The organism is Glutamicibacter uratoxydans (genome assembly GCF_050753455.1).
Lineage (GTDB): Bacteria > Actinomycetota > Actinomycetes > Actinomycetales > Micrococcaceae > Glutamicibacter > Glutamicibacter uratoxydans_A.
The window spans coordinates 1,487,410-1,513,350 of record NZ_CP192736.1; the positions used below are offsets into that span (position 1 = coordinate 1,487,410).

Here is a 25,941-nt window from a genome sequence, read left to right on the forward strand (position 1 = left end):
AGGAGCATCGCTTCGTGGGTGAATCCACCATTGAACAAGAATCGGGAAAGACTAAGGCCGTCTTCGCGGTTCTGGCCGGCATTGTCAGGCCAGCTATGAACGCCTTGATTGGCAAAACCTGGAAGGGTTTTGACACTCTGCCTCAGGGTGGATTCATCCTATGTGTTAATCACACAACCAAGATCGACCCGTTGGTGGTCGGTCATGCCCTTTACAGTCACGGGCGCTTGCCACGGTGGTTGGCTAAAGAGTCTCTGTTCACCGCGCCGGTCATTGGCTGGGTTATGAAGAATACTGGTCAGGTTCCGGTAGCTCGCAAGAGTAGTAGCGCGGGGGATTCTCTAGTCGCCGCTAAACGAGTATTAGATGCTGGTGGCGTCATTGTGATCTATCCCGAGGGCACCTTGACCCGAGACCCCAACCTTTGGCCAATGAAGGGGCATACCGGTGCGGCGCGACTAGCCTTGCAGACTGGTGCTCCGGTAGTGCCCATGGCGCACTGGGGTGACCAGGAATTACTGCCTCGCTATGGCAAGAAAATGAGCCTTTTTCCACGCAAACATGTGGTGGTAACTGTTGGCGAAGAGGTCAATTTAGATGACCTGCGTCAGGGACCTCGTACACGTAGTGTGCTTCAGGAAGCCACCGATCGAATCATGGGACGAATCACTGCTCTGCAGGCCGAACTACGCGGTGAGACTCCACCAACGTCGTTTTGGGATCCGGCCGAACACGGGCAGGCTGCCACAGGATCTAGCTACGAAGCGCCTAAACCGACTCCAGAAGACAAAAACTAATCCAGCTCAGGGAGATAGTTCCGTGACAAAAGCTTTGCCACGAAAGATCGCCGTTATAGGTGCCGGGAGTTGGGGGACAACTTTCGCTAAAGTGATTGCCGACACCGTGGTTGATCAGGGTATCCCGGTAATGATCTGGGCACGCCGCAAGGATGCAGCGGCAGAAATAACCGAACGACATACTAACTCGCGCTATTTGCGTGAGACCAAGCTTCCACGGAATATCAGTGCCTCGGATGACAAGGCGCAGGTGTTGGCGGACGCTGATCTGGTGGTTTTGGCGATCCCGGCGCAGTCCCTGCGTCAAGAGCTGACAGACCTGACACAGTACTTAGAACCCAACGCAGTGTTGTTATCGCTGATGAAGGGCCTAGAGCGCGGAACCGATCTGCGGATGAGTGAAGTCATCGCAGAGGTAACGGGGTTTGCGAGCGAACAAATTGCTGTCCTGTCTGGACCTAACCTAGCCATGGAAATTGCGCGCGAACAACCAACGGCTTCCGTGGTGGCTTGTAGCCATGAAGCAACGGCCAGCTGGATTTCACAGTTGTGCTCCGCCCCCTATTTCCGCCCCTACACGAATGATGATGTCTTGGGTGTAGAGCTAGGCGGCGTCGTTAAGAACGTTATTGCCTTAGCCGTTGGTATCTGTGATGGCCTTGGCTTCGGAGACAACACTAAATCCTCGGTAATCACCCGTGGACTGGCTGAGACTATGCGACTGGTTCTTGCCTTGGGTGGACGCATGGAGACGCTGGCAGGTCTTTCTGGACTGGGCGACTTGGTAGCCACCTGTTCCTCATCACTGTCGCGAAATAATACCGCTGGGCGTCTGCTAGGCCAAGGACTGTTCCTCGAGGAAGTCAATGACCGGATGTCACAGACCGCCGAAGGAATTAAATCGGCTCGTGCGGTCTTAGAGCTGGCATCAGCGCATGAGGTTGAGATGCCCATTACCGAAGCGGTGGTTATGGTGCTGGAAGGCACATTGAGTGTGGAGAACATGGCTCAACGCCTGCTGTCGCGGGAATTGAAAGCTGAAGGAGAATTAGCGACATGATTCAAAAATCGGACGCCAAACAGCGGATCGTCCTGCTATTCGGTGGACGTTCCTCCGAGCATTCGGTTTCCTGTGTGACTGCAGGTGGTGTGATCCAAGCGATCAACACCGAGCGTTTCGAGATCATTCCGGTAGGAATTACCACTCAAGGGGAGTGGACACTCGTCGAAGAAAACCCCCGCGAGTGGAGCCTTTCAGGTGGTTCCTTACCGCAAATCAAGGAAGTAACCACGTCCGTGGCGCTATCCAATAGGGGCGAGCACACGCATTTGATTGCGCGTAACGGGGAGCAGATCACTGACTTGGGTCAGATCGATTTAGTGTTTCCCCTTTTGCACGGCCCTTTCGGTGAAGACGGGTCCATTCAAGGGTTATTAGAGATCAATGGCGTCCCATACGTTGGCTCTGGCATTGCCGCCAGCGCCATTGGCATGGACAAGCATTTCATGAAGGTCGTCTTCGAATCTGCCGGTTTCGCAGTAGGACCCTACGTAGTAATCAACAACAAGGAATGGGTTCGTGACTCCGAAGCCTGTCTAGCGCGATGCCAGAAGCTGGAATACCCGTTATTCGTAAAGCCGGCACGTGCTGGATCTTCCGTAGGAATCACAAAGGTCAGAACCCCGGAACAGTTACGCACTGCCATCGAGACGGCACGCAGCGAAGATCCAAAAGTGATCGTGGAACAAGGAATCGAAGGACGCGAAATCGAATGTGGTGTCCTCGAAGGCATCGGTTCGGCGCCAGCCCGGGCATCGCTGCCAGGTGAAATTGCGGTGGAGAGCGCCGAGAATGACTTCTACGACTTCGAAGCTAAGTACGTTGATGGTGCAGCAGCTACACTGAGTTGCCCGGCCGCACTACCAGAAGAAGCCATCTCTACCTTGCGAGATTTGGCGGTGAAGGCTTTTGACGCAGTCAACGCCGAAGGTCTTTCCCGAGTCGATTTCTTCTACACCCCGCAGGGTGAATGGATCATCAACGAAATCAACACCATGCCAGGCTTCACCGCAACGAGCATGTACCCACATATGTGGCAAAAGTCCGGAATCGACTACCCAGAATTGATCCAGGAATTGATCTCCTTGGCTCTGGCGCGTCCAACTGGGCTTCGCTAGAATCCGAAAAATATGAGCGTGGTATCGATATTCTAATATCGATACCACGCTCATATTCATAAAAGGCTAAATATCAACTGACTTTTCGTAGGAGACGCATTCACGTTCCGCTGGGATTTTAGAGGCCGCATCGCTCAGCGACGCAATCACTGTGCTGGATGGGATCACCTGCGGGTCAAGTAACACTTCCGTGGCTGGGTTGCGACCGTAAGTGGTGAGCGTCCACACGCCATTCTCACCCTCGCGGGCAATCCAATCCACGCCATTAACCGAGACGCACGGATCGGTGGTGGGCCCTGGCACCTCCACACCGCAACGTAGGACTACTTCGGTAGGTTCTCCCCACGCGGCGGTGGCTTGTGAACTAGTGGGGCGTTTCTCTACATCCCCGATGACTTCAGGCAGTAAGACCATCATGTTGGCGCATAGCGGACTAGCTGCGTCTTCAGCCGCCTCAACGGCAACCATGGTCTGACAACCAGTGATCAGTGTGGCAAGGGCCACAGTTCCAGCCAGAATTCCTGCGCGTTTGCTGATACTTGAGACTCGACTTGATAACGGTTTGCTTTGATAACTAAAGATGGCCACCTTATAAGCCTATCGTTCAATTCTGAAAGCTAAGATGTAGGGAGTTCTAACGGCGAAAGGTTGCAAATGTCCCAAGGTTCAACTCACCAGGATGAACTCCAACGTCCACGCAAGAAAAAACGTCGGGGTCTGGCCATCATCATCTCTGTTTTGGCGGTGGTGTTGGTCGCAGCGCTAGTTGCTGGGCTTTATGTACTGAATCTGGGTCGAACCTTTGACCGAAACACCGAGACCCTTCCCACAGTCTTTCCGTCCGAAGATGTCCGGCCGGTAGAGCGGGAAGAGTCCAAAGACGCGGTAAACATCCTGCTACTCGGTAGCGATACCCGAGCCGAACGCGATGAGGACGAAGATGCCGAAGGGTTTGCCACCTTACCCAATGGTGGCCGCTCGGACACTTTGATGATGGTCCACATCCCGACTAATCGTGAGGCGATCTACGTCACCTCCATCATGCGCGATACCTGGCTGGATATCCCCGGAGTAGGTACCGCGAAGATCAACCGTGCGTTTGCCAGCGGAGGGGTTCCTAAAGCAGTCGAAACCCTTGAGGGGCTCTTCGGCGTACGTATCGACCATGTAGCTGCCATTGACTTTGAAGGTTTCAAAGGACTTACCGACGCTCTAGGTGGGGTGACGATCAATAATCCGATCGCCTTCCGCCAATCGCTGACTAACGGCATGTACTTCCCCCAGGGGCAGCAAACTCTTAACGGCGAACAGGCTCTGGCATTTGTTCGTGAGCGGAAGTCATTCCCCGGGAGCGACTATCAGCGCGTGAAAAACCAGCAGCTTTTCGTCCGTGCCATGCTCGGACAAATCTTGTCTCGGGACACATTGACCAATCCGGCGCGTATCTCAGATGTGATCAGCGAAATCTCTCCATTCATTGCCGTGGATGATTCACTAGATTCGAGCACCGTAGCGAAACTAGCTAGTGGCATGCTCAACATCCGCACCTCGGACATGGAGTTTTTCACTCTCCCGAATAACGGACCCGGACGATCAGCGGATGGACAGTCAATCGTCATTCCCGACATGCAAATGATCGAAAAATTCGGTACCGCGCTACAGGAAGATAAGGTTGATGAGTTCGTTGCTTCAACCGACCTGTCACGCTAATTCCAGAAAGACTGATTTCTCATGAGTCACAAACTCGACATCTCTGGACGAGCCATCGCCAGATGGCTGGAGCGGAGTGTAAAGAGTCTGGGCAATCATTCGGACCGACTGAACGCGATCAACGTTTTTCCGGTGGCTGATGGCGACACTGGAAGTAACCTGTACCTGACCACCCGGGCAGGACATGACGCGGTCAGTAAATTGGAGAGCTTGGATGTGGGCGGCTACCTCGAGGTAGCCGCACGCGCAGCCATGGAATCAGCGCGCGGTAATTCCGGCACGCTCCTAGCGGTATTTCTCAGTGGGCTCGCCGAGCCCTTAGCCGGCAAGGAGCGGCTCACCGCCCCCGGTTTAGCAGCGGGCTTGGAACGTGCCAAAGTGCGCGCCTGGTCTGCGTTGAGCGATCCGGTGGACGGCACGATGCTCTCGGTCATCAATGCGGCCGCGCTGGCGGCTGGTACCACGATGATGCATCTGAAACAGGATCCCGAGAGCCGGGCTGCTATGGATACGCTGCTGACCCAGATTGCTCAGGCTGCTAAGTTGGCTGTCCAGGGCACCGAGAATGAACTACCTAGTCTGGCTGCCGCCGGGGTGGTGGATGCCGGTGCGGTGGGCATGCTCATCATCATTGATGAATTATGTGCGGCGATTCGCGGTATTGATGCGAACTTTGATTATTACGAGAACTTCCATGGCTACAACATTCAGGACCCACACGTGCACCTCACCGTGGAGAATGTTGAAGGGGTGGAAGTGATGTGCACGGTAACCTTGGACGCGCTGGGCGCCGCCACCTTGCGTGGACAACTTGATTCAGTGGGGGATTCGGTGATCATGTCCCCGGTTAATCAACAAGGCGAGTTCTTCCGGTGGCGAGTTCATGTACATGTTGCTGAGGCCGAGCAGGCCCTGACCGTGATTAAGGAACACGCCGATCCGGTCAACCTATCGGTCACCGATCTGTGCCACTACAATGCGGGAAGCTAATTCTGGGTTGCTCGAACGCGAGCTGAAACACGTTCTTGGATCCAGCAGCGCCACACAATTGGAGAAGGCCTTCGGCTACAACACCGTTGAGCAGTTTCTACATCACTTTCCGCGCCGCTATGTTGAAGTTGGCGAACTCACCCCGATCGCGGAACTACCCTATGACGAACATGTGACCATCGTTGCTCGGGTAACTAATACCAGCCAGCGACAAATGCACTCGCGCAAAGGGTTTATCTTTGAAGTGACCGTCAGCGACGAGCTAGACAGCAATGGTCAAGAACTTCGGATGACCTTCTTCAATGGGTACCAAGCGCGAAATGAATTACAACTCGACACCGTGGCTATGTTCTCGGGCAAAGTTAGCTGGTATCAAGACCACCTCCAGTTGAGTCAACCAGATTATGCGATTCTGGATGAAGCCTCCGAAGCTGACCCACGCCCGATCCCGATCTATCCCGCTTCGGCGAAGATGCCCAGCAAAAGGGTTCGAGACCTGATGGGATTGGTGCTCGATAGCCTGGGTGAAGAAGACTTGCCCGAATTTATCCCGGACTATTTACTGCAAGAACACGGTTACACGAGGCGATACCAGGCCTACAACGATCGGCACCGGCCCAAGGAGCTCGGTCACGGTTACCGGGCTCGTAGCCGTTTCGCCTATGAAGAAGCATTTCTGCTCACACTCTCGCTCGCAGAGCGCCGTGCCGTGCTCGGACGTCAGCTAGCCGTTGCCAGACCGTACACCTCTCAGGGACTAGCAGACCAATTTGACGAGCGGCTACCCTTTGAGCTGACTGAAGAACAGTTACACGTTGGTCAGGAGATCAGTTCGGATCTATCTAGAAACCATCCCATGCATCGGCTGCTGCAAGGTGAAGTGGGTTCGGGTAAGACGGTGGTGGCGCTGCGGGCGATTTTGCAGGTCATTGATACCGGGGGACAGGCTGCGCTCTTGGCCCCAACCGAGGTGTTGGCCACCCAGCACTTCGAATCGATTCGAAAGATGCTTGGCCCCTTGGCCGAGCCAGGCCTGTTCGGCGAAGGAAACGGGACCGGTGTGGCGCTACTTACCGGTTCGGCGAAAACCGCACAGCGTCGCGAAGCGCTGCTGGGTATAGCTAGTGGACAAACAGGATTGATTATCGGTACTCATGCGCTGCTGGGTGAACAAGTACAGTTCGCGGATCTTGGGTTAGTGGTGGTTGATGAACAACACCGTTTCGGTGTTGAACAACGTGATGCGTTGCGGGCTAAGGCGTATACCGCGGTTCCGCACACTTTGGTGATGACCGCTACCCCTATCCCACGCACGGTCGCTATGACTGTCTTTGGTGACTTGGAGGTTTCAACGATCCGCCGGATGCCCTTTGGGCGTGCCCCGATCACCACGCACCTAGTTCCCATGCAACTTCCCGGGTATCAGCAGCGGCTCTTTCAACGCATGGCCGAAGAAGTTACTAAGGGGCATCAGGTCTATGTGGTGTGCCCCAGAATTAGTGATTCCCGCAAAGAAGCCGGTAGCCAAATTGCCGGTGCGGAGGCCGAGGGCACAGAACCAATGAGTGTCGAATCGATGTTTGAACTCATCCACTCGATTCCATTGTTTAATGATGCTCGGGTTGAAGCCCTGCATTCCCAGCTTCGCACAGAAGATAAGCAAGCAATCATGGAAGAGTTTGCCGACGGTACGGTTGATATCCTGATCTCCACCACCGTCATTGAAGTCGGTGTTGACGTGCACAACGCAACTTTGATGGTGATCATGGATGCCGAAAACTTCGGGATCTCGCAACTACATCAGTTACGTGGCCGAGTAGGCCGTGGTGGTCTACCCGGTACTTGCCTGCTCACCACCTGGCTCGATGCCGATCATCCCTCAGTAAGCCGGCTTCGGACGGTCGAGGCGAGCATCGATGGATTCGAACTTGCCGAGGCCGACCTTGCTGAACGCAAGGAAGGTAATATTCTGGGTGTTCAACAGTCCGGAAGCCGCTCCTCGCTTCGGGTGCTCAGCGTTATGAAGGACCGCAAAATTATCGAACGCGCTCGCCACGATGTTGCTGAGCTTACCCAAGGCAAGCAATGGCGAGCACTTCACCCCCTTTTAGCCGAGACATTGAACTCATGGGTTGATGAATCGACCCGGGAATTCCTTGACAAGAACTAGCTGTAGAGCGCCAAGATCTAAAGAGATAAATACATGAGCAGAATCATTGCTGGCGTGGCCGGGGGCCTGAGCCTCAAATCCGTTCCAGGTGATGCCACCCGACCAACCACGGACCGTGTCAAAGAAGCTTTGTTTTCCCGACTCGAGAGCTGGAATGTGCTTTCCGGTGCCCGGGTGCTCGATCTCTTTGCCGGATCCGGAGCGTTAGGGCTTGAAGCGGCTAGCCGGGGAGCAAGAAGCGTTGTTCTGGTGGAGAAGGCTACCAAAGCTATCGCTGTGTGCCAGCAGAACGCCCAGGCGCTGAACAAAGCTTTGAAAAACGAGACAGTTCAGCTGCGCCGCGGCAGTGTGGACAGCGTCTTAGATGGGTTCTTTAACGAGACAACCCGAACCCCCACGAAGACTTTCGATCTGGTTTTCCTAGATCCTCCCTACCCACTGACCGAGTCCGAACTGGAATCAACTTTGGCTAAGTTAGCACCTGTCCTTGCCGAGGATGCCACCGTGGTAGTTGAAAGGTCAAGCCGCTCAGCAGAGCCGGTCTGGCCAGCCAGCTTGGCAGTGATCGCCGAAAAAAAGTATGGCGAAACTCGGTTATGGTTTGCCGAACCCATCGAGGTCTAAGCCGCTTCTGATCTCCGAAGGGTGTGGGCCGGCTTCTTGGCAGGCAACGATCTGTTCGGTATTGACCGGGAAATTTGCCGCGGTGAGTACCAGGTTGCCAGGGTACTTCCGGGTGAACATCTCCGGTGGTGCACTGAGCGCGACAAAGGAAAAACTCTGACCAGCCGCGGCCACTTGCCGATCGGTAAAGCGTAGGGGTGGATCATCCCCAACATTGACAAACAGCACGCCGCGCGGTGCGAGTTTGTTGGCCAACAAGCCGTAGTATTCCGGGGTGGTCAAGTGCTCCGGGGCGTCTTCGCCAGTAAAAATATCTACAATGATGACGTCGAATTCGTTCTCGGCAAGTTGTTCTAGCAATACATCTTTGGCATCGGCCACGATCGGATGCAGCGCGGTTCCGTCGGGGAACGGTAGATGTTCAATGACAAAATCCATGAGCTCCCGCTCGATATCCACCCCAACCTGTTGGCTCCCCGGATACTTCACGGTGGCCCAACGCGCGAGAGTCAATGCACCAGCACCTAAATGCAAGATCCGGAGCGGCGCATGCTCTGGAAACAACACTGAGATGTGGTTGGCGATACGCGCCAAATATTCGTAGAAAACCTCGCTAGGATGACGCAAATTGACGTGCGATTGTTCGGCCCCGGCAATGGAGAGAACATAGGCTCCGTCAATGAACTGGTCCGGCTCAATCGTGGCGTGGGCTTGGATGCCACCCAACCAGCGACGGACACTTTGAGGCATTATCGGCCCATCTTTTCTGCTAGTCCTTCGAAACGTCTCATGGCTTCATCGAGCACTTCAGGTTTCTTACAAAAAGCAAAGCGCAAGAAGGAAGCATTGTCTTGTCTACCGGCAGGGTGACAAAACGCGGCAAGCGGTATCGCGGCCACACCTATTTTCTCGGGAAGCATCCGGGCGATAGACGTTGCATCGTCAAAACCCAGCGGAGCGAGATCCGCGACCAAGAAATATGTGCCAGCCGGGCGATAGACCTCTAATCCTGCACGTTCTAACCCCGCCGCCAAGTGTTCGCCGCGGGATCCCAGATCCTCCGCAAAAGTCGCGAAGAATGAGTCGGGCAGGTTCAGAGCCTCGGCGATAGCCAGTTGGAAAGCCGGTCCGGAGGAGTAGCTGAGAAATTGTTTGACGGTTTGTACCGGATAGATCAACTGCTGGGGTCCGGTGGCCCAACCAATCTTCCAGCCGGTGAAGGAAAACGACTTACCTGCCGAAGATATGGTGATGGTTCGTTCAAATCCGCCTGGTCGGCTCGCGATAGGAATGTGCGTGGCCCCGAACGTGAGGTGCTCGTAGACCTCGTCGGAAATGATGAGACTGTTGTGCTTGTGCGCGAGTGCGATAATTCGGTCCAAGACTTCGGTGCCAAACACCGCACCGGTGGGATTGTGCGGGTTATTCAAGATGATCAGCCTGGTGCGGTCGTTGACCGCCCGCTCTAACTCGTCAAGATCCGGCTGGAAATCCGGGGCACGTAGCGGGAGCACTTTGTGTTCCGCGTTGGCCAGCTTAATCATGGCTCCGTAGCAGTCGTAGAAGGGTTCGAAAGTCAGCACTTCATCACCGGCCTGGGTAAAGGCCAGAATGGACGCTGCAATGGCTTCGGTGGCGCCAGTGGTCACCACAACCTCTTGCGCAGGATCAACGTTCAAACCATAGAAGCGCTGTTGATGCTCACTGATTGCTTCGCGCAGCGGAAGCAACCCGCTTCCCGGGGCATATTGATTGTGGCCATGACTTATGGCTCGGAGCGCCGCATCGCGAATCTCTGCCGGCCCCTCGGTGTCAGGAAAGCCTTGCCCTAAGTTCACCGCCCCATACTGTCCTGCAAGAGTGGTGATTTCTTCGAAAATGGTCCGGGCATGATTACCGGACTGATCAACCAAATTTGCACCGTAGGCAGTTCTCAACCAAGGGGAATCCGCAGAAGTCATACTTCATATTATGGTGTTTGACGGTTACTCAAGCCCATTGCCCTACCTAGACCCCACTCCTTGCCCCTAAAGTTACGAAGCCAAGTGTCGCGCTGAGCCCCGCCGGGGATAGTTCTTGATAGATTCAGTACATGCGTAGAGCGGTATGCCCTGGATCCTTTGACCCTATTCACAATGGCCACGTCGAAATTATTGCCCGAGCGGCGAGCCTCTTCGACGAAGTGATCGTCGCTGTGTCTACAAATTATTCGAAAAATTATCTATTCGGTGAGGACGAACGCGTCGCCATCATTGAAGAAACCCTTGGCGGACTCCGTGGAGTGAGCGCGGTGGCCATGGGTCCGGGACTCTTGGCTGACTTTTGCAAGGAGCAGGGCGCCGAAGCCATTGTCAAAGGTTTGCGCAGCACTGTAGATTATGCCTACGAAATACCGATGGCTACGATGAATCGGCATTTGACTGGTGTAGAAACCGTATTCTTGCAGGCTGACACGCGATACACTCACTTGTCGTCCTCCCTGTTGAAGGAAGTTTCTTCACTTGGGGGAGATGTCGACGAGTATTTTCCGCGAGCTGTCGTTAAACGGCTTAAGAAGATTTAGCACTCTAACTGAAACTCCCGCAGTGCGGAAGCTCTATTTTCGCTCGCGGTGGGTCTAAACACGAAGGACGGTCTAAGTACAGATGACTTCTCAGAAGAAGATCACCAAAGCCGTGATTCCGGCGGCCGGCTTAGGTACCCGGTTCTTGCCAGCCACGAAGGCGATGCCGAAAGAAATGCTGCCTGTAGTCGATAGGCCGGCAATCCAATATGTGGTTTCAGAAGCTGTCAGTGCCGGACTTAGCGATGTGCTGATGATTACCGGTCGTAGCAAGCGCGCGCTTGAAGACCATTTCGATCGGGTACCTGCGCTGGAACAGAATCTTATCGAAAAAGGGGATGAAGAGAGGCTTCGTTTAGTTCATGAAGCGACGGGGCTTGGTGACATTCACTATGTCCGTCAACAAGACCCGAAGGGTCTGGGACATGCCGTCCTTTGCGCCAAGCAACACGTGGGCAACCAGCCCTTTGCCGTGCTGTTGGGAGATGATTTGATCGATGAACGAGACGAACTACTCTCGACCATGATCGCTGTACAGGAACAAACCGGCGGTTCGGTTATAGCGTTGATGGAAGTTGAACCCGAAAACATCAGTGCCTATGGTTGCGCGGATGTTAGCGACGTTGAAGACTCGGACTACGTAAAGGTTAACCGCTTGGTAGAGAAGCCTTCCGTAGAAGATGCGCCAAGTAATTTGGCGGTTATTGGCCGTTACGTGTTACATCCGCGTGTTTTTGAGGTTCTGGAGCACACCGAACCGGGCCGTGGAAATGAGATTCAGCTTACGGATGCTCTGCAAGAGCTGGCTGCTGCCGAAGGCGAAGGCTCCGGTGTGCACGCAGTTATCTTTAGGGGACGGCGTTACGATACCGGCGATAAACTAAGTTATTTACAGGCGATTATCACCTTAGCGATCGATCACGAAGAGATAGGGGAGCGATTGACCCCTTGGCTTAAGGACTTCGCTCAAACTCTCTAAGAATTATTCATGAAGTGGCTACTCAGCAAGAACACATTTTTGTTGAGTAGCCTTTTTATTTGCCAGAAGACACGAAATCATTCTGATATTCGGGTCAAGGTCAGCATAATCACTAATCGCGAGGTGCAGCATGTCCAATAAGGGAATTGGTGAAGCCACCGAATTCACCTCGCGTAGTGCCCGGTTAGGGTTGGAGCGTAGGAGAAAACGCAAGCGCAAGCTACAGGCCGTTGTTCTCTCTGCTGTTGCTGTAGTTCTAGTAGCCGCTTTGGGGGCTGGCTATTACCTATTTAATTTGGCGCAGAAGTTTAACTCTCAGTCCAGATCGGTAGCTATTTCCTTTACTCCTGAACAAGAAAGATCTCGTCCCATTAAGGATCCAGAGGATGGATCCTTAAATATGCTGTTGCTAGGTGTCGATCATAGCGATGAAAGCACTCCCACTGCTCAGGAGACTGGATTAGAAACTACAGGTCAGCGCAGCGACTCGATGATGTTGGTCCACATTCCAGAAACACGTGACGAAGTATTCGTGATGTCGATCGTTCGCGACACTTGGTTAGAAATTCCCGGCTATGGAATGAATAAGCTCAACGCGGCTGTTTCGCTGGGTGGCCCCGCCCTGTTGATACAGACTGTTGAGGGATTGTTTGACACCAAGATCGATCATGTAGCCATGATCGATTTTCAAGGTTTTCGTGAGCTTAGTACCGCCTTGGGTGGAGTTGAGGTAGAGAATGAACGCGCATTCACGGCTCACAACACCGATTACTTCTATCCGCAGGGGCGGATCACTCTTGAGGGAGATCGTGCGCTGAGTTTTGTGAGAGAACGAAAGTCTTTCTTAGATGGCGATTACCAGCGCGTGAAAAACCAGCGGGAGTTTATTGCTGCTGCGGTCGATCAAATGCTTGCGCCCGGGGTGCTCACGAACCCGGGCAAGGTATACGAATTGGTCGATAAGGTTTCGCCCTATCTGACTTTCGATGATTCTTTTGATGCGGCGACCATGGCTGGCCTGGCTATGCAGCTGAATAATGTCTCGTCCAGTGACATACGAATGTTCACCATGCCAACTGCGGGAAGCGGCACTAGCGCCGACGGGCAAGCAATTGAGTTAGCCAGTGAACTAGCGATCCAGCAGATTAGTGAAGCATTGAAGACCGATACGATGGCCGAGTACATGGAACTGCATATTCTGGAGGAGTAATTTAGTTACTTGCGAGATGAGTCACTATCATCCTGAGAGTTACATCCCGGGGTTGTCCCCTAAGATCAACTAGACTTTGAGCAGTCTGGTTGGAAATTTTAGACTTTTAGACTGAGTCGATAGAGGAAAACACGAACATGACAGTTGCGGAGACGGCCGAGCAGCATGGGTTGCACCGAGTTGGTGCGCGCCCTACGCTCGGTAGGTATCTGAAGCAAACTTGGGAACGTCGTACATTCATTTACGAGCTTGCCAAGGCCCGAGTGCAGTCACAGAACCAGCGCAATCGTCTGGGTATGTTGTGGGTAGTTATCAAGCCGACGTTGAATGCCCTGATGTACGGATTTATTTTCGGCGTCCTGCAGGGTGGAAATAAGCCTGCGGATTTCCCGATCTTCGTTGTCATTGGTGTTTTTCTGTTTGAATTTTTCACCTCATCTATGAATGGTGGTGCCAAGTCCATCACCGGCAACGCCTCGTTCGTTCAATCCCTAGCGTTTCCGCGGCTTGCTTTGCCAGTGGCACAAGTCACTCAAGGCGCCCTCACGCTGATGCCGATGGTCGCCGTGATGTTCATTTACGCGATGATCCTGGGTACCACACCCAAATGGACATGGTTCATGATCATCCCAATCCTCTTGCTATTTACCGTGTTCAACATGGGCGTTGCTCTGGTATGTGCCAGAATCACCGTGCACATTCGTGACTTCACCAATATTCTGCAGATTATTAGTCGGATGCTCTTCTACACCTCCGGAGTCCTCTTCGGAGCAGACCGACTACTAAGCCAATGGCCGTGGATGCTCGCGGTCTTCGATTGGCATCCGATTTATCAGACACTCGAACTAGCGCGTGGCTATATTATGAACGACCACCTGCTTCAGCCACGCGGCTGGATGGTCGTGTCGATCTGGGCGGTTGTAAGCATCGTTGTTGGATTGATTTACTTCTGGAAGGCAGAGGAACGGTACGGTCGTGTCGATTAATTTTGAAGATCTCATTAATCCACGGCTTCACCCCGAGTATGAGCCGGAACCGATTTTTAGTGATGACACCTCCTTCATTGATGTCGTTGAACCAGCCGCAACAGCGGAAACGGAACTGCAGGTAGACCCCACCCGACAGCCAGTGGTCATGGTCGACAACCTGCATGTGAAATATCAGGTTTACTCCAGTGGTAAAGCTGTGGGCAAAGCAGGAGCTCGGCGTTTGTTGCAGACCAACGTCAAAGGTCTACGCACCGTCCACGCACTCAAAGGTATATCCTTCGTTGCTTACGAAAATGAGTCGATCGGTGTTATCGGCACCAACGGGTCCGGAAAGTCCACATTACTCAGAGCCATCACTGGTCTCACCACCCCCGCCTCCGGTGCAGTGTACGCTTCGTCTCGTCCAAGTATGCTCGGTGTGGGCGCAGCCCTGATGCCCGAGATGTCGGGAGATAAGAACATCACGCTCGGAGGGTTGGCACTTGGTTTTAACCGTGAAGAGGTTGAAACCATGCGCGAAGAAATTACCAAATTTGCTGAGCTTGAAGAGTTCATTGATTTGCCCATGCGCACCTATTCCTCGGGTATGAGCGCACGACTTAAATTCGCCATTGCAGCCTCGAAACAGCACGATATTCTCATTATCGATGAGGCCTTAGCCGTCGGTGATGCGAAGTTCCGCAAACGCAGTGAAGCGAAGATTCGTGAAATCCGTGAGAACGCTGGCACTATTTTCTTAGTTTCACACTCGATGAATTCCATCCGAGAAACCTGCAATCGCGTGATCTGGATTGAGAAGGGCGTCCAGAAAATGGATGGTGACCCGGACACCGTGATCAAGGCTTACGAGAAACACAAGAAATAACCTATGAACGAAACGCCTGGCGTCTCCTACGTGATGCCAATTCTTAACGAAGCTGAATATCTCGAAACCGCGGTGAACGCTATTTGGGACCAGGATTATGAGGGTCCCAAGGAACTGGTGCTCGCCTTGGGGCCGAGCAGCGATGCCACCAATGAGGTTGCCCAAAGATTGGCGGCCGCAGATCCACGGATTGTGCTGGTCGATAACCCTCGGGGGCGAACTCCTATTGCCTTGAACCTGGCGATCAAGGCTTCCAGCATGCCGGTCATCGTTCGAGTGGACGCGCACAGCGAAATCCCTCCGTTCTATACCCGCAGAGGGGTAGAAACCCTCTTCCGAGTAGGGGCCCATGATGTGGGTGGACTGATGGATGCCAAAGGTCGGAATACACTGCAGCGCGCGATTGCGGCCGCATACCATTCCCGCTATGGATTCGGAGGTGCCGCATACCATTCAGGAGCGCCCGAAGGGCCGTCGGAATCGGCCTACCTAGGTATTTTCCGACGGGAGATTTTTGACGAGGTTGGCCTCTACGACGAAACCATGTGGCGTGCCCAAGACTGGGAGCTATGTTTCCGCATCCGTTCGGCAGGCTACAAAGTCTGGTTCGACCCGGAACTCAAGGTTGGGTATTATCCGCGAGATAACTACAAAGCTTTGATCGAACAGTCCTATGCATCGGGCACCTGGCGAGGCGAGATCGCCCGCAGGTACCCCAGTGGTAAGTCGCTGCGCCACGACATTCCACCCATGATGGTTTTCGGGGTCACGGTAGGTCTGATCCTGAATCTGCTAGGCCCTCGAAACTCCTCGGTACGGACGCCGCTTGCGCGATTAGCTCTAAAAGTCACAAAAAGTATCCCCGTGCTCTATAGCGGTTTTGTCCTGTATGCGGGTGTCACGGGTAAGGCGAAGTCAGTGAAAGAGAAGTTATTGACCGCCACCGTATTCCCGGCGATACATTTCCCTTGGGCTTTAGGCTACGTGCGCGGACGGATCTTTGGTGCCCAAGGCACAGTGGATAAGGGCAGGGTTAAATAGAAGATGGTTGAACGTCCGAAAAACCCCACCCTGGATCAGCTGCGTGAAGTGTGCCAGCCTCCAGAGGTGCGCTCGCGGCGAAACGCCGAACACTGGACGGCCGAGCTTTACCTACGGCACATCTCCATTTATCTGACGGCGGTTCTGGTACGCACCCGAATCACCGCCAATGGAGTTACCGGTCTGATGATCCTTTCCGGCTGGTGCATGTCTCTGGCGCTGCTAATCCCGGGCATCTGGGGACCGCTGCTAGCGGTATTCTTCTCGCAACTACAGTTGTACTTTGATTGCTCGGACGGTGAAGTGGCTCGGTGGCGTGCCAGTCAGTCACCCAAGGGTATTTTCATTGACATGGTCGGTCACCACACCACCGAAGCGTTGATCCCGATCGCCCTGGGCTACCGGGTGTTTGTGGAGCTCTCTGCCGATGCTGCCACCGAAGCGCAGGCTTGGCCGACCCTATTTTTGGCTGCCTGCCTGTCAGTACTGTTGGTGTTGAACCGTTCACAGTCGCTGATGGTTCACGCCGCACGCGGCATGGCTGGTCTGGGTAAACTTCCTGACACTGCTGCTGCCCGGGCAGTACCCACCACGACTTTGGTTGGACGGCTTCGTTCCATGGCGCGGTTCCTTCCCTTCCATAAGCTACTGCACGCGGTCGAACTGAGCTTAGTGATTCTCGCCTGCGCGGTAATTTCCGCGTTGCTCGGAATGCCAGGAGTAGCCGAGAAATGGATGATCTGGGTTCTACTACCTGCCACCGTCCTGGTGAACATCGGGCACTTCCTGTCCTCGATGGCCTCATCCCGGCTGAAGTAGCCTGGCCGAAAAAATTCTCATCAGATGAAGGAGGGATCAATGCCGTCTGCCGGTAAACCCACTATTGGTGTCGTAGTACTCACCATGGGCACCCGACCAGTAGAGCTTCGCCGAGCCCTTGACTCCCTTCTAGCCCAACAGCATGTCGAGATTGACGCTGTTGTGGTGGGTAACGGATGGGACCCGGTAGATATCCCGGATCCAATCCGGACCCATTATCTGCCCGAAAACCTCGGTATCCCCGCCGGACGTAACGCCGGAGTTAGCGAAGTGTCCGGCGAATTCTTGTGCTTTTTGGATGACGACTCATGGTTCTTAGATGATGACTTCCTGATGACGGCAGTTGAACGCTTTGACCAATACCCACGTATGGGACTTTTACAACCGCGTATTACCGATCCAGAACGTGAAGACGAACCCACCCGGTGGATTCCCCGGCTCAATAAGCGCAGTGCCGAGGAACCAAGCAAAGTTTTTCATGTAGGTGAAACCTGCTTGGTTATGCCGCGAAAGATCTTTGAACAGACCGGTGGGTGGGCCGGGGGATTCTGGTACGCCCATGAAGGAATTGAGTTGGCATGGCGAGTCTGGGATACCGGGCATTACGTGTGGTACGCCGGTGATCTGCGAATTGGACACCCGGTCGTTGATCCACGGCGTCATGATGAATTTTATCGCCTGAATGCCCGGAACCGGGTCTGGTTGGCTCGCCGAAATCTACCGATTCCATTGCGCTGGATTTATACGATTGATTGGGCCTTGGTCGAGTGTCTACGGCTTCGCAAGAACAAGGCTGCGGTACGTCAGTATCTTGCTGGCTGGAAAGCTGGCTGGAAGGGAAGCCCCTGGTATCAGGCTCCGCGTAAACGTATTAGCTGGGCGACAATTCTTCGGATGACAAAGGCCGGACGTCCGCCCGTACTATAGTGAGATACTTCCCCTAATCAGGAAAGCGGTACGTGATACGCCGCAGATAGTAGATTGCAGAATCAAGGTGGCCGATTTTTGAAGACAGTATTGACCTATGGGACGTTCGATTTGTTCCATATTGGACATCTGAATATCCTCAAGCGTTTGAAAGCGCAGGGGGACCGCTTGATTGTTGGTGTCTCAACCGATGATTTCAATGCCATCAAGGGAAAGCGACCGATCGTTCCCTTTGACCAGCGCATTGAAATCGTGCGTTCCATTCGCTTCGTTGATGAGGCCATTCCCGAGGAGTCTTGGGAACAAAAGCGCGAGGATATCCGCAAATACAATGTTGATGTTTTTGGGATTGGTGAAGACTGGAAGGGGAAGTTCGACGACCTCGAAGATGAAGTCGAAGTTATTTACCTTCCGCGCACTACCGGTGTTTCAACCACCGAAATGAAACGAGTGCTCAGCGAATTTGATGAGCGGCATGTGGAATCTTTGAAGAACACACTGGATACGCTAAGCCAGATAGTCAAAGAGCTCAGTTAGGGATTGATAGTTCGAGAGAACTATATCCAAACCACAGTCAGCACATAAAGCGAGTGTGTCGACGCAGGCTTGTGCCGGTGTGAAACTCACAATAAGAAAAGGGTGATCAGCAGTGCTGCATGGTTGGAAAGGCCGGCTCGGGAGAGCGGTCCCTGACTCGGTTCTTCGTAGTTTCCTTGCCAACGAGCGCCGAAAAGGCGGAAGTGTTCAGCAAGTGCAGCGGTTCTCCACGCTGAGAGACAGCAACGTTCAACAAACAAAGCAACTGGCAGATTCTCTCAACTTGTCCTACATACAGGACCCAAACAGTTCCACGTATTGCATTTCGCAAGCGCATTGGCAAGTACTGCGCACGGCGCTCTTACAAGCCAACTTTGACCTCCAGCCGGTAACTCACCATTCGTTTGCCGCCGCCTCCGCCTGGAGTATTTCTCATGGCAACAAAGAGAGCGATTCACGTACCGGAGTCATATGGCAGGTATTTCCTGGGGCGATCGAACCCACCGCGGATGCACAGGACTTTGTTGGTCCCATAGACATCGTTTACACGTGGGTTGACTCTCAAGATCCGCGATGGGAAGCCACCTACCGAGAAGCCGTTGCTTCGCAGGGGCTCACGACGGATCTTAGCGCAACGGATCTGGGCCGCTACACCTCACGCGATGAATTACGCTACTCATTGAGATCCCTTGAGATGTATCTTCCATGGGTGAATCATGTCTATTTGGTGACTGCAGGTCAGAGGCCAGCATGGCTTGATGAAGCACATCCGAAACTCACCCTGGTGGATCATGAGGAGATTTTCACCGAACCCGGTGAGTGTTTGCCGACCTTCAATTCGCACGCCATTGAATCTCAGTTGCACAACATTCCAGGTCTTGCCGAGCACTTTATTTACGTCAATGATGATGTGTTCTTTGGTCGCTATCTCAATCCCAATGTTTTCTATGGTCCTGCTGGTCAGACAAAGTACTGTCTGACTAAAGGGCATTTTGCGGAGGCAGAAGATCCCGATCTTCCAGTTAATAAAGCGGCTGCCAATAACCGTGAGGTAATCGTGAAGCGGTTCGAACGAACCACGTCACGCAAGTTCCAGCATGTGGCGCATCCCCAACGCAAGCAAGTGCATCAGGAGATTGTGGGGGACATGCCCGAACGCATTGCGGAAATTGCTCGGCAGCGGTTTCGATCACCAAGTGATCTATCGATCCCATCCTCCCTGGCGCATCAGTATGCGGCACAGCTGGGACTAGGTTTTCCCACACAGGTTGCCTACCAGTACGTGGATATCGGTTCGGAGAATTTCTATGTGGACATTCTCCGGCTACGGAAGAACAAAATTTTAGATATGTTTTGCATCAATGAAGTGCTCCAGAGTCAGGATGCTCACCGCAGCAAAGTGGTAACCGATAGTTTAGCCGGCCGGTTTCCTCATAAATCATCTTTTGAGCTCTAATCGTCAGGTAACAAAGAATCTGCGCGCCTAGATTTATTGATGACACGAACATGATCGGCGTTCAGGTCAGAACCGATCGTGTTGTTTGTCTAACGTTGTAGGTTCCGCGATGTGAGCATCGAGGCGTTTAGACTTGATAGTTGTGTGGCGCGGGCATGAATAGCTGCTCTAGCCCAAAGGAAAGGACACGACCCTGCTACCGAATCTGTTTGTCAGGTCTCAGTCGCGATTCGAAGTACTCGAGTACTCGTGGTCCGCGCAGGGCCGTTTGAGTTTTCTCCTCACGGATCACACAGAGGCTGCCAACGCGCATCCTCCGCAAGTCCGTCTCACGGTCCCAGACGCAAATGCTGAATTGGTTCCTGCGCGTTTCGTGACCCAGGTACCCAGTGGGTGGCATTTCGAAGTGACAGCACCGGCCGCGCGGGACTACCTTCTGCAGGCCGCCGTTCCCGGCGACTCTTTCAGTGCCGTGAAATTACCTCAAGGGCTCAAAAAGCCAACAGGTGGATTGAGTTTTTTCACCAAACTATTCGGACAAAAAACCGATGCGCTTCAGGTTCAGTCCGCTGAGGTTCCACCCCAAATCGTGGTTCGAAGCCATCACGGTTCGTTGACAGTTTTGGACGAAGGCAAAAAAGATCAAAATCTGTCTTTTGTTTGTCGCTCTACTAAGTCGCAAGTTTCTGGAACGGCGACACCGGAAGGTACACGTTTTTCGATTCAAGAATTTCATGACGCATTAGCTGCTCTGCCGGACGGTGAAAGCTTGTGGGACTGTGTATACACAGCTAACCCGAAGAGCCGAGTCAGCTTTCGTGTAAAGACTCCTTCGGAACGTAAGCCCCGCAATAATTACCTCTACCCATGGTTCTGGATGGTCAATGACCAGGTAGCGGCCAAAGGGAAAGCTTATTGGACCAAAGACTCGCGTTTGGCAGTCAAGATCGTGAAGAAAGGGCTATAACCAGGATGAAGATCTCATTTCTGCTGACCACCGGCGACACCAACGCGGGCACAGAGCACGCCGTTAAGGCTCAAATTCAGGGATTGCTTCAGCGGGGCCACCAGGCTTCGATTATTAGCCTTTACCGGACTGATGGCTCCTTGCAATCGGCGGTACCTTCTGAAGTGGCTGTGACCTACTGGATTGATTCGGATGGGACAGACCTGTCCGGGACGGTGCCAGCCGAGTTAACCTCAACAATTTTTTCTGAACCTTCGTCCTTGGTGCCCTACGCGTGGGACGATCAGTTCAATAAACTTGCCGATATTGTGGCCCAGCAGCAATTGCCGCGCATTGATGCGGACGTCTTGGTGACTACCACCCCGGCCTTGGCCATGTTAGCCTCGCACTTTGCCCCGGATGCCACCGTGATCGTAGCCCAAGAACACCGGGCTAGTATGCGCCGTGGAGTGGGCATCACTCCGCTGGCGAATGTTGCACATAATATTGATGCGATCGTTTCGTTAAACAACGAGAACGAAGATTGGATCTTAGAAGAGTTCGCAGGCAAGGGATTTGTCAGCGCCGTTATCCCCAACTCATTAGAAGATGTCTTTCGCCCGCGTGCTTCGGTTGATAACCGCACCATTATGGCCTCGGGCCGGCTTGCTCCGGGAAAGCAATTTGACCATCTCTTGAAAGCCTTCGCGCTATTCCGCGAAAATCACCCCGATTGGGATTTGAAACTGTATGGTTCCGGTGCTCGTGAGACAGCCTTGCGCACGCTCATGGGCGAGCTGAATTTAAATGATTCGGTGACCATCATTACTGGTCTCAACGATCTACGCACTGAGTGGTCCAAAGCCGGAATTCACGCCATGACTTCCCGAAGTGAGGGGCAGCCACTGGTGATTCTGGAAGCCTTAGCAGCCGGGGTGCCTACCGTTGCTTACGATTGTCCGATCGGTCCGCGCAATATTCTGAGCCATGGTCAGGATGGGTACTTGGTGCCGCTAAACGACACGGAACAGTTTGCTCAGACCTTGGGACAGCTTGCCGAAGACCATGAACTGCGCGCAGCCATGGGACGCAAAGCTTTAGAAACTGCTGTGGCGTATGCGCCGGATACCATCAACGACAAGTGGGTTGAGCTCTACGAACAGCTCCTTGAACGCCGCCATGTCGGTGAATCGCGGATATCGACCAATCTCCGCCATGCCTCAGCAACCGATCAATCCGGGTCTGCAAAGGGCGCGAACGTGGATTCTGTCCACGGACAAGCCTCGGCATCCGGGGATAAGTTCCAGATCACTATCGTTGAACCTGAAGAACTGTCGGTCTCTCGTGTGATGGATGATAACCGTGAGGCAGTGCGCAGCCTGTTGGCCGAAGCCAAAGTGCCTTTCGTGCAGATTCCTGCTTACGGAACGTATCGGCAGAGCTTTGCGGTACGCGAAGGCGACAAAGACGCACTTCTAGCAACTATTGCTACCAACGCACCGGCCAGCCTTTGTTTACGTCCTATGCGGGGCAACCGGCAATTTACCGCGAAGGATTGGCACCCGCGTTTCGCGCCACTGGATCCCTACGCCGAAGATTCACTGGATACGCTGCGCGCGTTTATTCCGATCTCTGACTCCCTGAGGCGGTTCACGTGGGGTTCTGCCATGGGTGTGGACATCGAATTCTGGACGGAAACTGATGAAGGTTATACCCCAGGGCGGCACAACCCGGGTGTGGATCTACTGACCGAAGAGGACTTCACGAACGGACAGATACTGACCGATGTTCCATTATGGGATCACATTCAGTACCCCATTGACGTCGTATACACCTGGGTAGATGATCAAGACCCTCAGTGGCAACAACAAAAGCATGAGTTCACCGCAGACACCAGCGGGCAGCATGAACTCTCAGTGGGACAGATGCGGTTCCGCAACCGGGATGAACTGAAGTACTCGGTCCGTAGCGTGCGCTCCTTTATGCCGTGGGTACGGAATATTTACTTAGTGACAGCCGATCAGTACCCGAAGTGGTTGGCCGAGGAGTCCGAGATCAAAGTCATCACCCATCGTGAGATCTTCCCGGAGCCAGAAGTATTACCGGTATTCAACTCGCACGCGATTGAGTCTTGCTTGCACCGGATCCCGGGTCTTGCCGAACACTTCCTGTACTTCAATGACGACACCATGCTGCTGCGGTTGCAGGATCCCGCAAACTACTTCCACGGTAACGGGTTGGCCAAGTTCTTCATGTCGCCGGTTAAAATCGCTATCCATTCGAAGGATGCCGAACCGCATATGTGGGCCGCGCAGAATAACCGCAAAATGCTGTTTCAACGCTTTGGACGAGTCATCACTCGCGGCATGCTACACACCCCGCAGCCGCACCGAAAGTCTGTGCTCGAACAAATCGAGGCCGACTACCCGGAGGTATTCCAGAAGGTTCGGGCTGCGCGATTCCGTAGCCCGTCGGATATTTCGCTTCTCTCTTCCTTCGCCCAGTACTATGGCTACTTCACTGGGACCTATATGCCTGGAAACTTGAAGTACACCTACTGCTCGCTTTCCACGCCATCGCTGCCGCAGCGGCTACACGATTTGCAGGTCACGCAGAGTTTTGACGTCTTGACCATCGGCGAAGGAGAGAATCCGCAGTGGTCCGGTGAACAGGTGGATGAGATGATTGATCAATTCTTCCGCAGTCGTTTCCCTTACCCCGCCAAGGATGAAATCCATTCAAAGAATGTTCCCGTGCCAAATGGTGAGGGGGTCTAGCGCAGTGCAAATTATTCACACGGTCAAACGTCGTTTGAGCGGGTTGCCAGCGGAAGTTGGGCGCAAGGCGCTTCAGAAGGTCTATGCTGTGCGTACTTCGGCAGAGTCGACGGTACGCGTCAAACGCGGCGGCGCCACAGGAACGTCCTTAGTCAACTTACCCATTGGACCACGTGTTGGATTTGTTAATCCCAGACTTCAATTACCACAGGTTGCCGCGGATAACTACTTGCATCTGGAAACCGTCCTCAAGCGACTAGACCTGAACTTCTGGGCAATAAAGGTTGCGCCTGATCTCAACCCAACGCTCAATCTTCTAGGCGAGGATTTTGCCACCGTCCTTAAAGCTTTAGCCGCGGAAGATAGCTTCGATAACTGGTACTTCCAGCAACTGGCAGAGGATGGGACGGAGACTGGCCCGATCCGCTTCCTGTCGGCCGTCGGAAACAACCTGAACGCTCTGGAAGGTATCCGGATCTGGCGCTACGTCACCCCATCCACCGAATCTTCCTTTTTTGCTAATGGGTTGCAAGGTGTCGATGTGGTGCGTTGGGACACCGGCGAAACAACGTCGGTTATCGCCAGTGGCGTGTGGAACCCTAAGGCCGTCCAATTACCGCACCCGCAACAGAACCCAGACGCCTTCACCAAGGCGCTGGCCGCTGCTAATGAAGCTGCGGGTCATTATTGCGAGTTTCCGGTAGACGCGGTGATCACCTGGGTGGATGGCGACGATCCCGCGTGGCAACAGCGAAAGAACGAAGCTCTCGGGCAAGAGCAAGACTTGCTCATCAAGGACGCCACCGATGACGCGCGCTTTGAACCCCTGGATGAATTGCGTTTTTGTCTGCGATCGATAGAACAATATGCGCCGTGGATCCGTACCATCTACCTGGTCACCGACCGGCAGATCCCTAAGTGGCTGAAACAGTATGAGGGGAGCCGGCTTAAGGTGGTGGACCACGCTGAACTTTGGGAGGACCCACAGCAACTTCCGGTATTCAACTCACACGCCATCGAAGCGAACCTGCACCGAATTGAGGGTCTCTCGGAGAACTTCCTATACTTCAACGATGATGTGATTTTGACTTCCCCGGTCAGCGCCGATCATTTCTTCCACCCTAGCGGTTTAGGAAAAGTGTTCTACTCACGGGCTCTTGTTGATTTCGCCGAAGTATCCGAGGAGGACAACGTCTCTACCGTGGCCTCGAAGAACTCTCGACAAGTTCTTACCGGGGATGGTTTGCCGGCAATGAACCGAAAGTACTATCACACCCCGTACCCATTGAATCGGACCGTAATGCAGGAGATCGCAGAACGGTATCCGCACTTGCACCGGATGACCAGCGGCGCTAAATTCCGCTCAATGTCTGATGTGGCCTTTGCTGGGTCTTTTTACTTCAACTACGCCTTGGCCACGGGACGATCGGTTCCTGGGCGAATTCGCTATGACTACATTGATCCCGCCGATAATGCCGCCTTGGCGCGTTTGCGGGCCATTATTCGGCAACGGAACATGCATTGCGTCGTGGTCAATGACGGCTCACAAGCTATCGATAAGGACGCGCGGGAGCGTTTGAAGCGCCAGGTTCCCAAACTCTTGACCCAATTACTCCCGGTTCCATCCAGCTTTGAAGCCTAATGTGCGGCTTGTCACCCGCTGTTCAGGGGGCTGCTAGCTTGGCTCGATGGTTTATCGTGGGCTAAGATAAGATGTCGGTCTATGTTCAATAGGAGTTATCATCAGCGAAAAGCGTTCTGATCGGTCGTCACAAGACGCCCTAGATCATAACTCTCCTTTGGTTATTTCAACCAAGGAGCTCGGGCGATCACCCGGGTCGATGATCCCTTTAGTTGAGCAGATACCCGCACCCGCTAACGTGGGTGTTGCACTCATTGGTGTTCGCGAAGGATCCGAGATTTCCTTGGATCTGCGGCTCGAATCAGTACATGAGGGTGTTTTGGTTTCTGGAATCGCCACGGTGGAGATCACCGGTGAATGCGGCCGTTGCCTCACACCCATAGAGTATGATTATGAAGCCGATATTCAGGAGCTCTTCTACTACGAAGGGTCCGCTGAATTCGAGCAAGACGATGAAGTAGACCAGTACTGGGTTGTCGGTGATTACATTGACATTGATCCGGTGCTGCGGAACGCGGTGGTAACCGCCCTGCCGTTCCAGCCGGTATGCCGGGAAGATTGTTTAGGCCTTTGCAGCGAATGTGGCAAGAACCTTAACGAGGATCCTGAGCATCACCATGAGGTCGTTGATCCTCGTTGGGCAGCGCTTGCGCAGCTGGCCGACATTGTCGCAGAGGATGCGACACCAAGTAAAACGTCAGACGAGAGAGAAGAGAAGTAG

Annotated in this window: 24 protein-coding genes; 21 read left to right on the forward strand and 3 right to left on the reverse strand. The window is 53.6% G+C overall.

Going from position 1 to position 25,941, the window contains the following annotated elements; translation table 11 throughout:
- Nucleotides 1-14: 14 nt before the first annotated feature.
- Genes ACQQZ8_RS06725 through ACQQZ8_RS06735 form a run of 3 tightly spaced genes read left to right on the forward strand, consistent with a single transcriptional unit; the run spans nt 15 to nt 2,975 of the window.
- The gene (locus tag ACQQZ8_RS06725) at nt 15-797 is read left to right on the forward strand and encodes a lysophospholipid acyltransferase family protein (RefSeq protein ID WP_431711889.1); all 783 of its coding nucleotides are present in this window, start codon (nt 15-17) and stop codon (nt 795-797) included.
- A gap of 22 nt (nt 798-819) precedes the next feature.
- On the forward strand, nt 820-1,857 hold the full coding sequence (locus ACQQZ8_RS06730) for an NAD(P)H-dependent glycerol-3-phosphate dehydrogenase (RefSeq protein ID WP_431711890.1): 1,038 nt from the start codon (nt 820-822) through the stop codon (nt 1,855-1,857).
- A complete protein-coding gene (locus ACQQZ8_RS06735) occupies nt 1,854-2,975 on the forward strand; it encodes a D-alanine--D-alanine ligase family protein (RefSeq protein ID WP_431711891.1) in 1,122 nt (373 codons plus the stop codon). The genes ACQQZ8_RS06730 and ACQQZ8_RS06735 overlap by 4 nt, the downstream gene beginning before the upstream one ends.
- 66 nt (nt 2,976-3,041) lie before the next feature.
- Here the strand turns inward: ACQQZ8_RS06735 and ACQQZ8_RS06740 are convergent, their stop codons facing one another.
- Complete coding sequence (locus ACQQZ8_RS06740) at nt 3,042-3,563, reverse strand: DUF3515 domain-containing protein (protein ID WP_431711892.1); 522 nt, start codon at nt 3,561-3,563, stop codon at nt 3,042-3,044.
- A gap of 66 nt (nt 3,564-3,629) precedes the next feature.
- Here ACQQZ8_RS06740 and ACQQZ8_RS06745 point away from each other — a divergent pair, with 66 nt between their 5' ends.
- Genes ACQQZ8_RS06745 through rsmD form a run of 4 tightly spaced genes read left to right on the forward strand, consistent with a single transcriptional unit; the run spans nt 3,630 to nt 8,469 of the window.
- Nucleotides 3,630-4,685 carry an LCP family protein gene (locus ACQQZ8_RS06745; RefSeq protein WP_431711893.1) on the forward strand — a complete coding sequence of 352 codons (1,056 nt, stop codon included), beginning with the start codon at nt 3,630-3,632 and terminating at the stop codon, nt 4,683-4,685.
- Nucleotides 4,686-4,706: 21 nt separating this feature from the next.
- Complete coding sequence (locus ACQQZ8_RS06750; RefSeq protein ID WP_431711894.1) at nt 4,707-5,675, forward strand: DAK2 domain-containing protein; 969 nt, start codon at nt 4,707-4,709, stop codon at nt 5,673-5,675.
- Nucleotides 5,662-7,845 carry an ATP-dependent DNA helicase RecG gene (locus tag ACQQZ8_RS06755; protein ID WP_431711895.1) on the forward strand — a complete coding sequence of 728 codons (2,184 nt, stop codon included), beginning with the start codon at nt 5,662-5,664 and terminating at the stop codon, nt 7,843-7,845. The genes ACQQZ8_RS06750 and ACQQZ8_RS06755 overlap by 14 nt, the downstream gene beginning before the upstream one ends.
- A 33-nt stretch (nt 7,846-7,878) precedes the next feature.
- On the forward strand, nt 7,879-8,469 hold the full coding sequence (gene rsmD, locus ACQQZ8_RS06760; protein WP_431711896.1) for a 16S rRNA (guanine(966)-N(2))-methyltransferase RsmD: 591 nt from the start codon (nt 7,879-7,881) through the stop codon (nt 8,467-8,469).
- On the opposite strand, the gene ACQQZ8_RS06765 is transcribed toward rsmD, so the two are convergent.
- The gene (locus ACQQZ8_RS06765; protein ID WP_431711897.1) at nt 8,440-9,219 is read right to left on the reverse strand and encodes a spermidine synthase; all 780 of its coding nucleotides are present in this window, start codon (nt 9,217-9,219) and stop codon (nt 8,440-8,442) included. The genes rsmD and ACQQZ8_RS06765 overlap by 30 nt on opposite strands.
- On the reverse strand, nt 9,219-10,430 hold the full coding sequence (locus ACQQZ8_RS06770; protein ID WP_431711898.1) for an aminotransferase class I/II-fold pyridoxal phosphate-dependent enzyme: 1,212 nt from the start codon (nt 10,428-10,430) through the stop codon (nt 9,219-9,221). Before ACQQZ8_RS06770 ends, ACQQZ8_RS06765 begins: the two co-directional genes overlap by 1 nt.
- Nucleotides 10,431-10,561: 131 nt before the next feature.
- Here ACQQZ8_RS06770 and coaD point away from each other — a divergent pair, with 131 nt between their 5' ends.
- The 14 genes from coaD to ACQQZ8_RS06840 all read left to right on the forward strand — a co-directional run bounded on the left by coaD (nt 10,562) and on the right by ACQQZ8_RS06840 (nt 25,941).
- Nucleotides 10,562-11,032 carry a pantetheine-phosphate adenylyltransferase gene (gene coaD, locus ACQQZ8_RS06775; protein WP_431711899.1) on the forward strand — a complete coding sequence of 157 codons (471 nt, stop codon included), beginning with the start codon at nt 10,562-10,564 and terminating at the stop codon, nt 11,030-11,032.
- A gap of 82 nt (nt 11,033-11,114) precedes the next feature.
- Nucleotides 11,115-12,011: a UTP--glucose-1-phosphate uridylyltransferase GalU gene (gene galU / locus ACQQZ8_RS06780; protein WP_431711900.1), complete on the forward strand. Its 897-nt coding sequence runs from the start codon at nt 11,115-11,117 to the stop codon at nt 12,009-12,011.
- Between the two features lie 130 nt (nt 12,012-12,141).
- The gene (locus ACQQZ8_RS06785; RefSeq protein WP_431711901.1) at nt 12,142-13,221 is read left to right on the forward strand and encodes an LCP family protein; all 1,080 of its coding nucleotides are present in this window, start codon (nt 12,142-12,144) and stop codon (nt 13,219-13,221) included.
- 137 nt (nt 13,222-13,358) lie between these two features.
- Nucleotides 13,359-14,207: an ABC transporter permease gene (locus tag ACQQZ8_RS06790; protein ID WP_431711902.1), complete on the forward strand. Its 849-nt coding sequence runs from the start codon at nt 13,359-13,361 to the stop codon at nt 14,205-14,207.
- Nucleotides 14,197-15,075 (forward strand): ABC transporter ATP-binding protein, encoded by an 879-nt coding sequence (locus tag ACQQZ8_RS06795; protein ID WP_431711903.1) that lies wholly within the window; start codon nt 14,197-14,199, stop codon nt 15,073-15,075. The genes ACQQZ8_RS06790 and ACQQZ8_RS06795 overlap by 11 nt, the downstream gene beginning before the upstream one ends.
- A gap of 3 nt (nt 15,076-15,078) precedes the next feature.
- Nucleotides 15,079-16,116 (forward strand): glycosyltransferase family 2 protein, encoded by a 1,038-nt coding sequence (locus ACQQZ8_RS06800; protein WP_431711904.1) that lies wholly within the window; start codon nt 15,079-15,081, stop codon nt 16,114-16,116.
- A gap of 3 nt (nt 16,117-16,119) precedes the next feature.
- Nucleotides 16,120-16,935 (forward strand): CDP-alcohol phosphatidyltransferase family protein, encoded by an 816-nt coding sequence (locus ACQQZ8_RS06805; protein WP_431711905.1) that lies wholly within the window; start codon nt 16,120-16,122, stop codon nt 16,933-16,935.
- Nucleotides 16,936-16,974: 39 nt separating this feature from the next.
- Entirely contained in the window at nt 16,975-17,862 is an 888-nt protein-coding gene (locus tag ACQQZ8_RS06810; protein WP_431711906.1) for a glycosyltransferase family 2 protein, read from the forward strand.
- 78 nt (nt 17,863-17,940) lie between these two features.
- Nucleotides 17,941-18,399 carry an adenylyltransferase/cytidyltransferase family protein gene (locus ACQQZ8_RS06815; protein WP_431711907.1) on the forward strand — a complete coding sequence of 153 codons (459 nt, stop codon included), beginning with the start codon at nt 17,941-17,943 and terminating at the stop codon, nt 18,397-18,399.
- A gap of 214 nt (nt 18,400-18,613) precedes the next feature.
- Nucleotides 18,614-19,855 (forward strand): stealth conserved region 3 domain-containing protein, encoded by a 1,242-nt coding sequence (locus tag ACQQZ8_RS06820; protein WP_431711908.1) that lies wholly within the window; start codon nt 18,614-18,616, stop codon nt 19,853-19,855.
- Between the two features lie 406 nt (nt 19,856-20,261).
- On the forward strand, nt 20,262-20,822 hold the full coding sequence (locus ACQQZ8_RS06825; protein ID WP_431711909.1) for a hypothetical protein: 561 nt from the start codon (nt 20,262-20,264) through the stop codon (nt 20,820-20,822).
- Nucleotides 20,823-20,827: 5 nt separating this feature from the next.
- Entirely contained in the window at nt 20,828-23,578 is a 2,751-nt protein-coding gene (locus tag ACQQZ8_RS06830) for a stealth conserved region 3 domain-containing protein (RefSeq protein WP_431711910.1), read from the forward strand.
- A gap of 4 nt (nt 23,579-23,582) precedes the next feature.
- On the forward strand, nt 23,583-25,220 hold the full coding sequence (locus ACQQZ8_RS06835) for a Stealth CR1 domain-containing protein (RefSeq protein WP_431711911.1): 1,638 nt from the start codon (nt 23,583-23,585) through the stop codon (nt 25,218-25,220).
- 157 nt (nt 25,221-25,377) lie between these two features.
- Nucleotides 25,378-25,941: a YceD family protein gene (locus ACQQZ8_RS06840; RefSeq protein ID WP_431711912.1), complete on the forward strand. Its 564-nt coding sequence runs from the start codon at nt 25,378-25,380 to the stop codon at nt 25,939-25,941.

What these genes read in the sequence shown, in the direction of transcription:
- ACQQZ8_RS06735 (WP_431711891.1), top strand. Translation starts at nt 1,854, where the DNA reads ATGATTCAAAAATCGGACGCCAAACAGCGGATCGTCCTGCTATTCGGT.
- ACQQZ8_RS06745 (WP_431711893.1), top strand. Translation starts at nt 3,630, where the DNA reads ATGTCCCAAGGTTCAACTCACCAGGATGAACTCCAACGTCCACGCAAG.
- ACQQZ8_RS06750 (WP_431711894.1), top strand. Translation starts at nt 4,707, where the DNA reads ATGAGTCACAAACTCGACATCTCTGGACGAGCCATCGCCAGATGGCTG.
- ACQQZ8_RS06755 (WP_431711895.1), top strand. Translation starts at nt 5,662, where the DNA reads ATGCGGGAAGCTAATTCTGGGTTGCTCGAACGCGAGCTGAAACACGTT.
- rsmD (WP_431711896.1), top strand. Translation starts at nt 7,879, where the DNA reads ATGAGCAGAATCATTGCTGGCGTGGCCGGGGGCCTGAGCCTCAAATCC.
- ACQQZ8_RS06765 (WP_431711897.1), bottom strand. Translation starts at nt 9,219, where the DNA reads ATGCCTCAAAGTGTCCGTCGCTGGTTGGGTGGCATCCAAGCCCACGCC.
- ACQQZ8_RS06770 (WP_431711898.1), bottom strand. Translation starts at nt 10,430, where the DNA reads ATGACTTCTGCGGATTCCCCTTGGTTGAGAACTGCCTACGGTGCAAAT.
- coaD (WP_431711899.1), top strand. Translation starts at nt 10,562, where the DNA reads ATGCGTAGAGCGGTATGCCCTGGATCCTTTGACCCTATTCACAATGGC.
- galU (WP_431711900.1), top strand. Translation starts at nt 11,115, where the DNA reads ATGACTTCTCAGAAGAAGATCACCAAAGCCGTGATTCCGGCGGCCGGC.
- ACQQZ8_RS06785 (WP_431711901.1), top strand. Translation starts at nt 12,142, where the DNA reads ATGTCCAATAAGGGAATTGGTGAAGCCACCGAATTCACCTCGCGTAGT.
- ACQQZ8_RS06790 (WP_431711902.1), top strand. Translation starts at nt 13,359, where the DNA reads ATGACAGTTGCGGAGACGGCCGAGCAGCATGGGTTGCACCGAGTTGGT.
- ACQQZ8_RS06800 (WP_431711904.1), top strand. Translation starts at nt 15,079, where the DNA reads ATGAACGAAACGCCTGGCGTCTCCTACGTGATGCCAATTCTTAACGAA.
- ACQQZ8_RS06805 (WP_431711905.1), top strand. Translation starts at nt 16,120, where the DNA reads ATGGTTGAACGTCCGAAAAACCCCACCCTGGATCAGCTGCGTGAAGTG.
- ACQQZ8_RS06810 (WP_431711906.1), top strand. Translation starts at nt 16,975, where the DNA reads ATGCCGTCTGCCGGTAAACCCACTATTGGTGTCGTAGTACTCACCATG.
- ACQQZ8_RS06830 (WP_431711910.1), top strand. Translation starts at nt 20,828, where the DNA reads ATGAAGATCTCATTTCTGCTGACCACCGGCGACACCAACGCGGGCACA.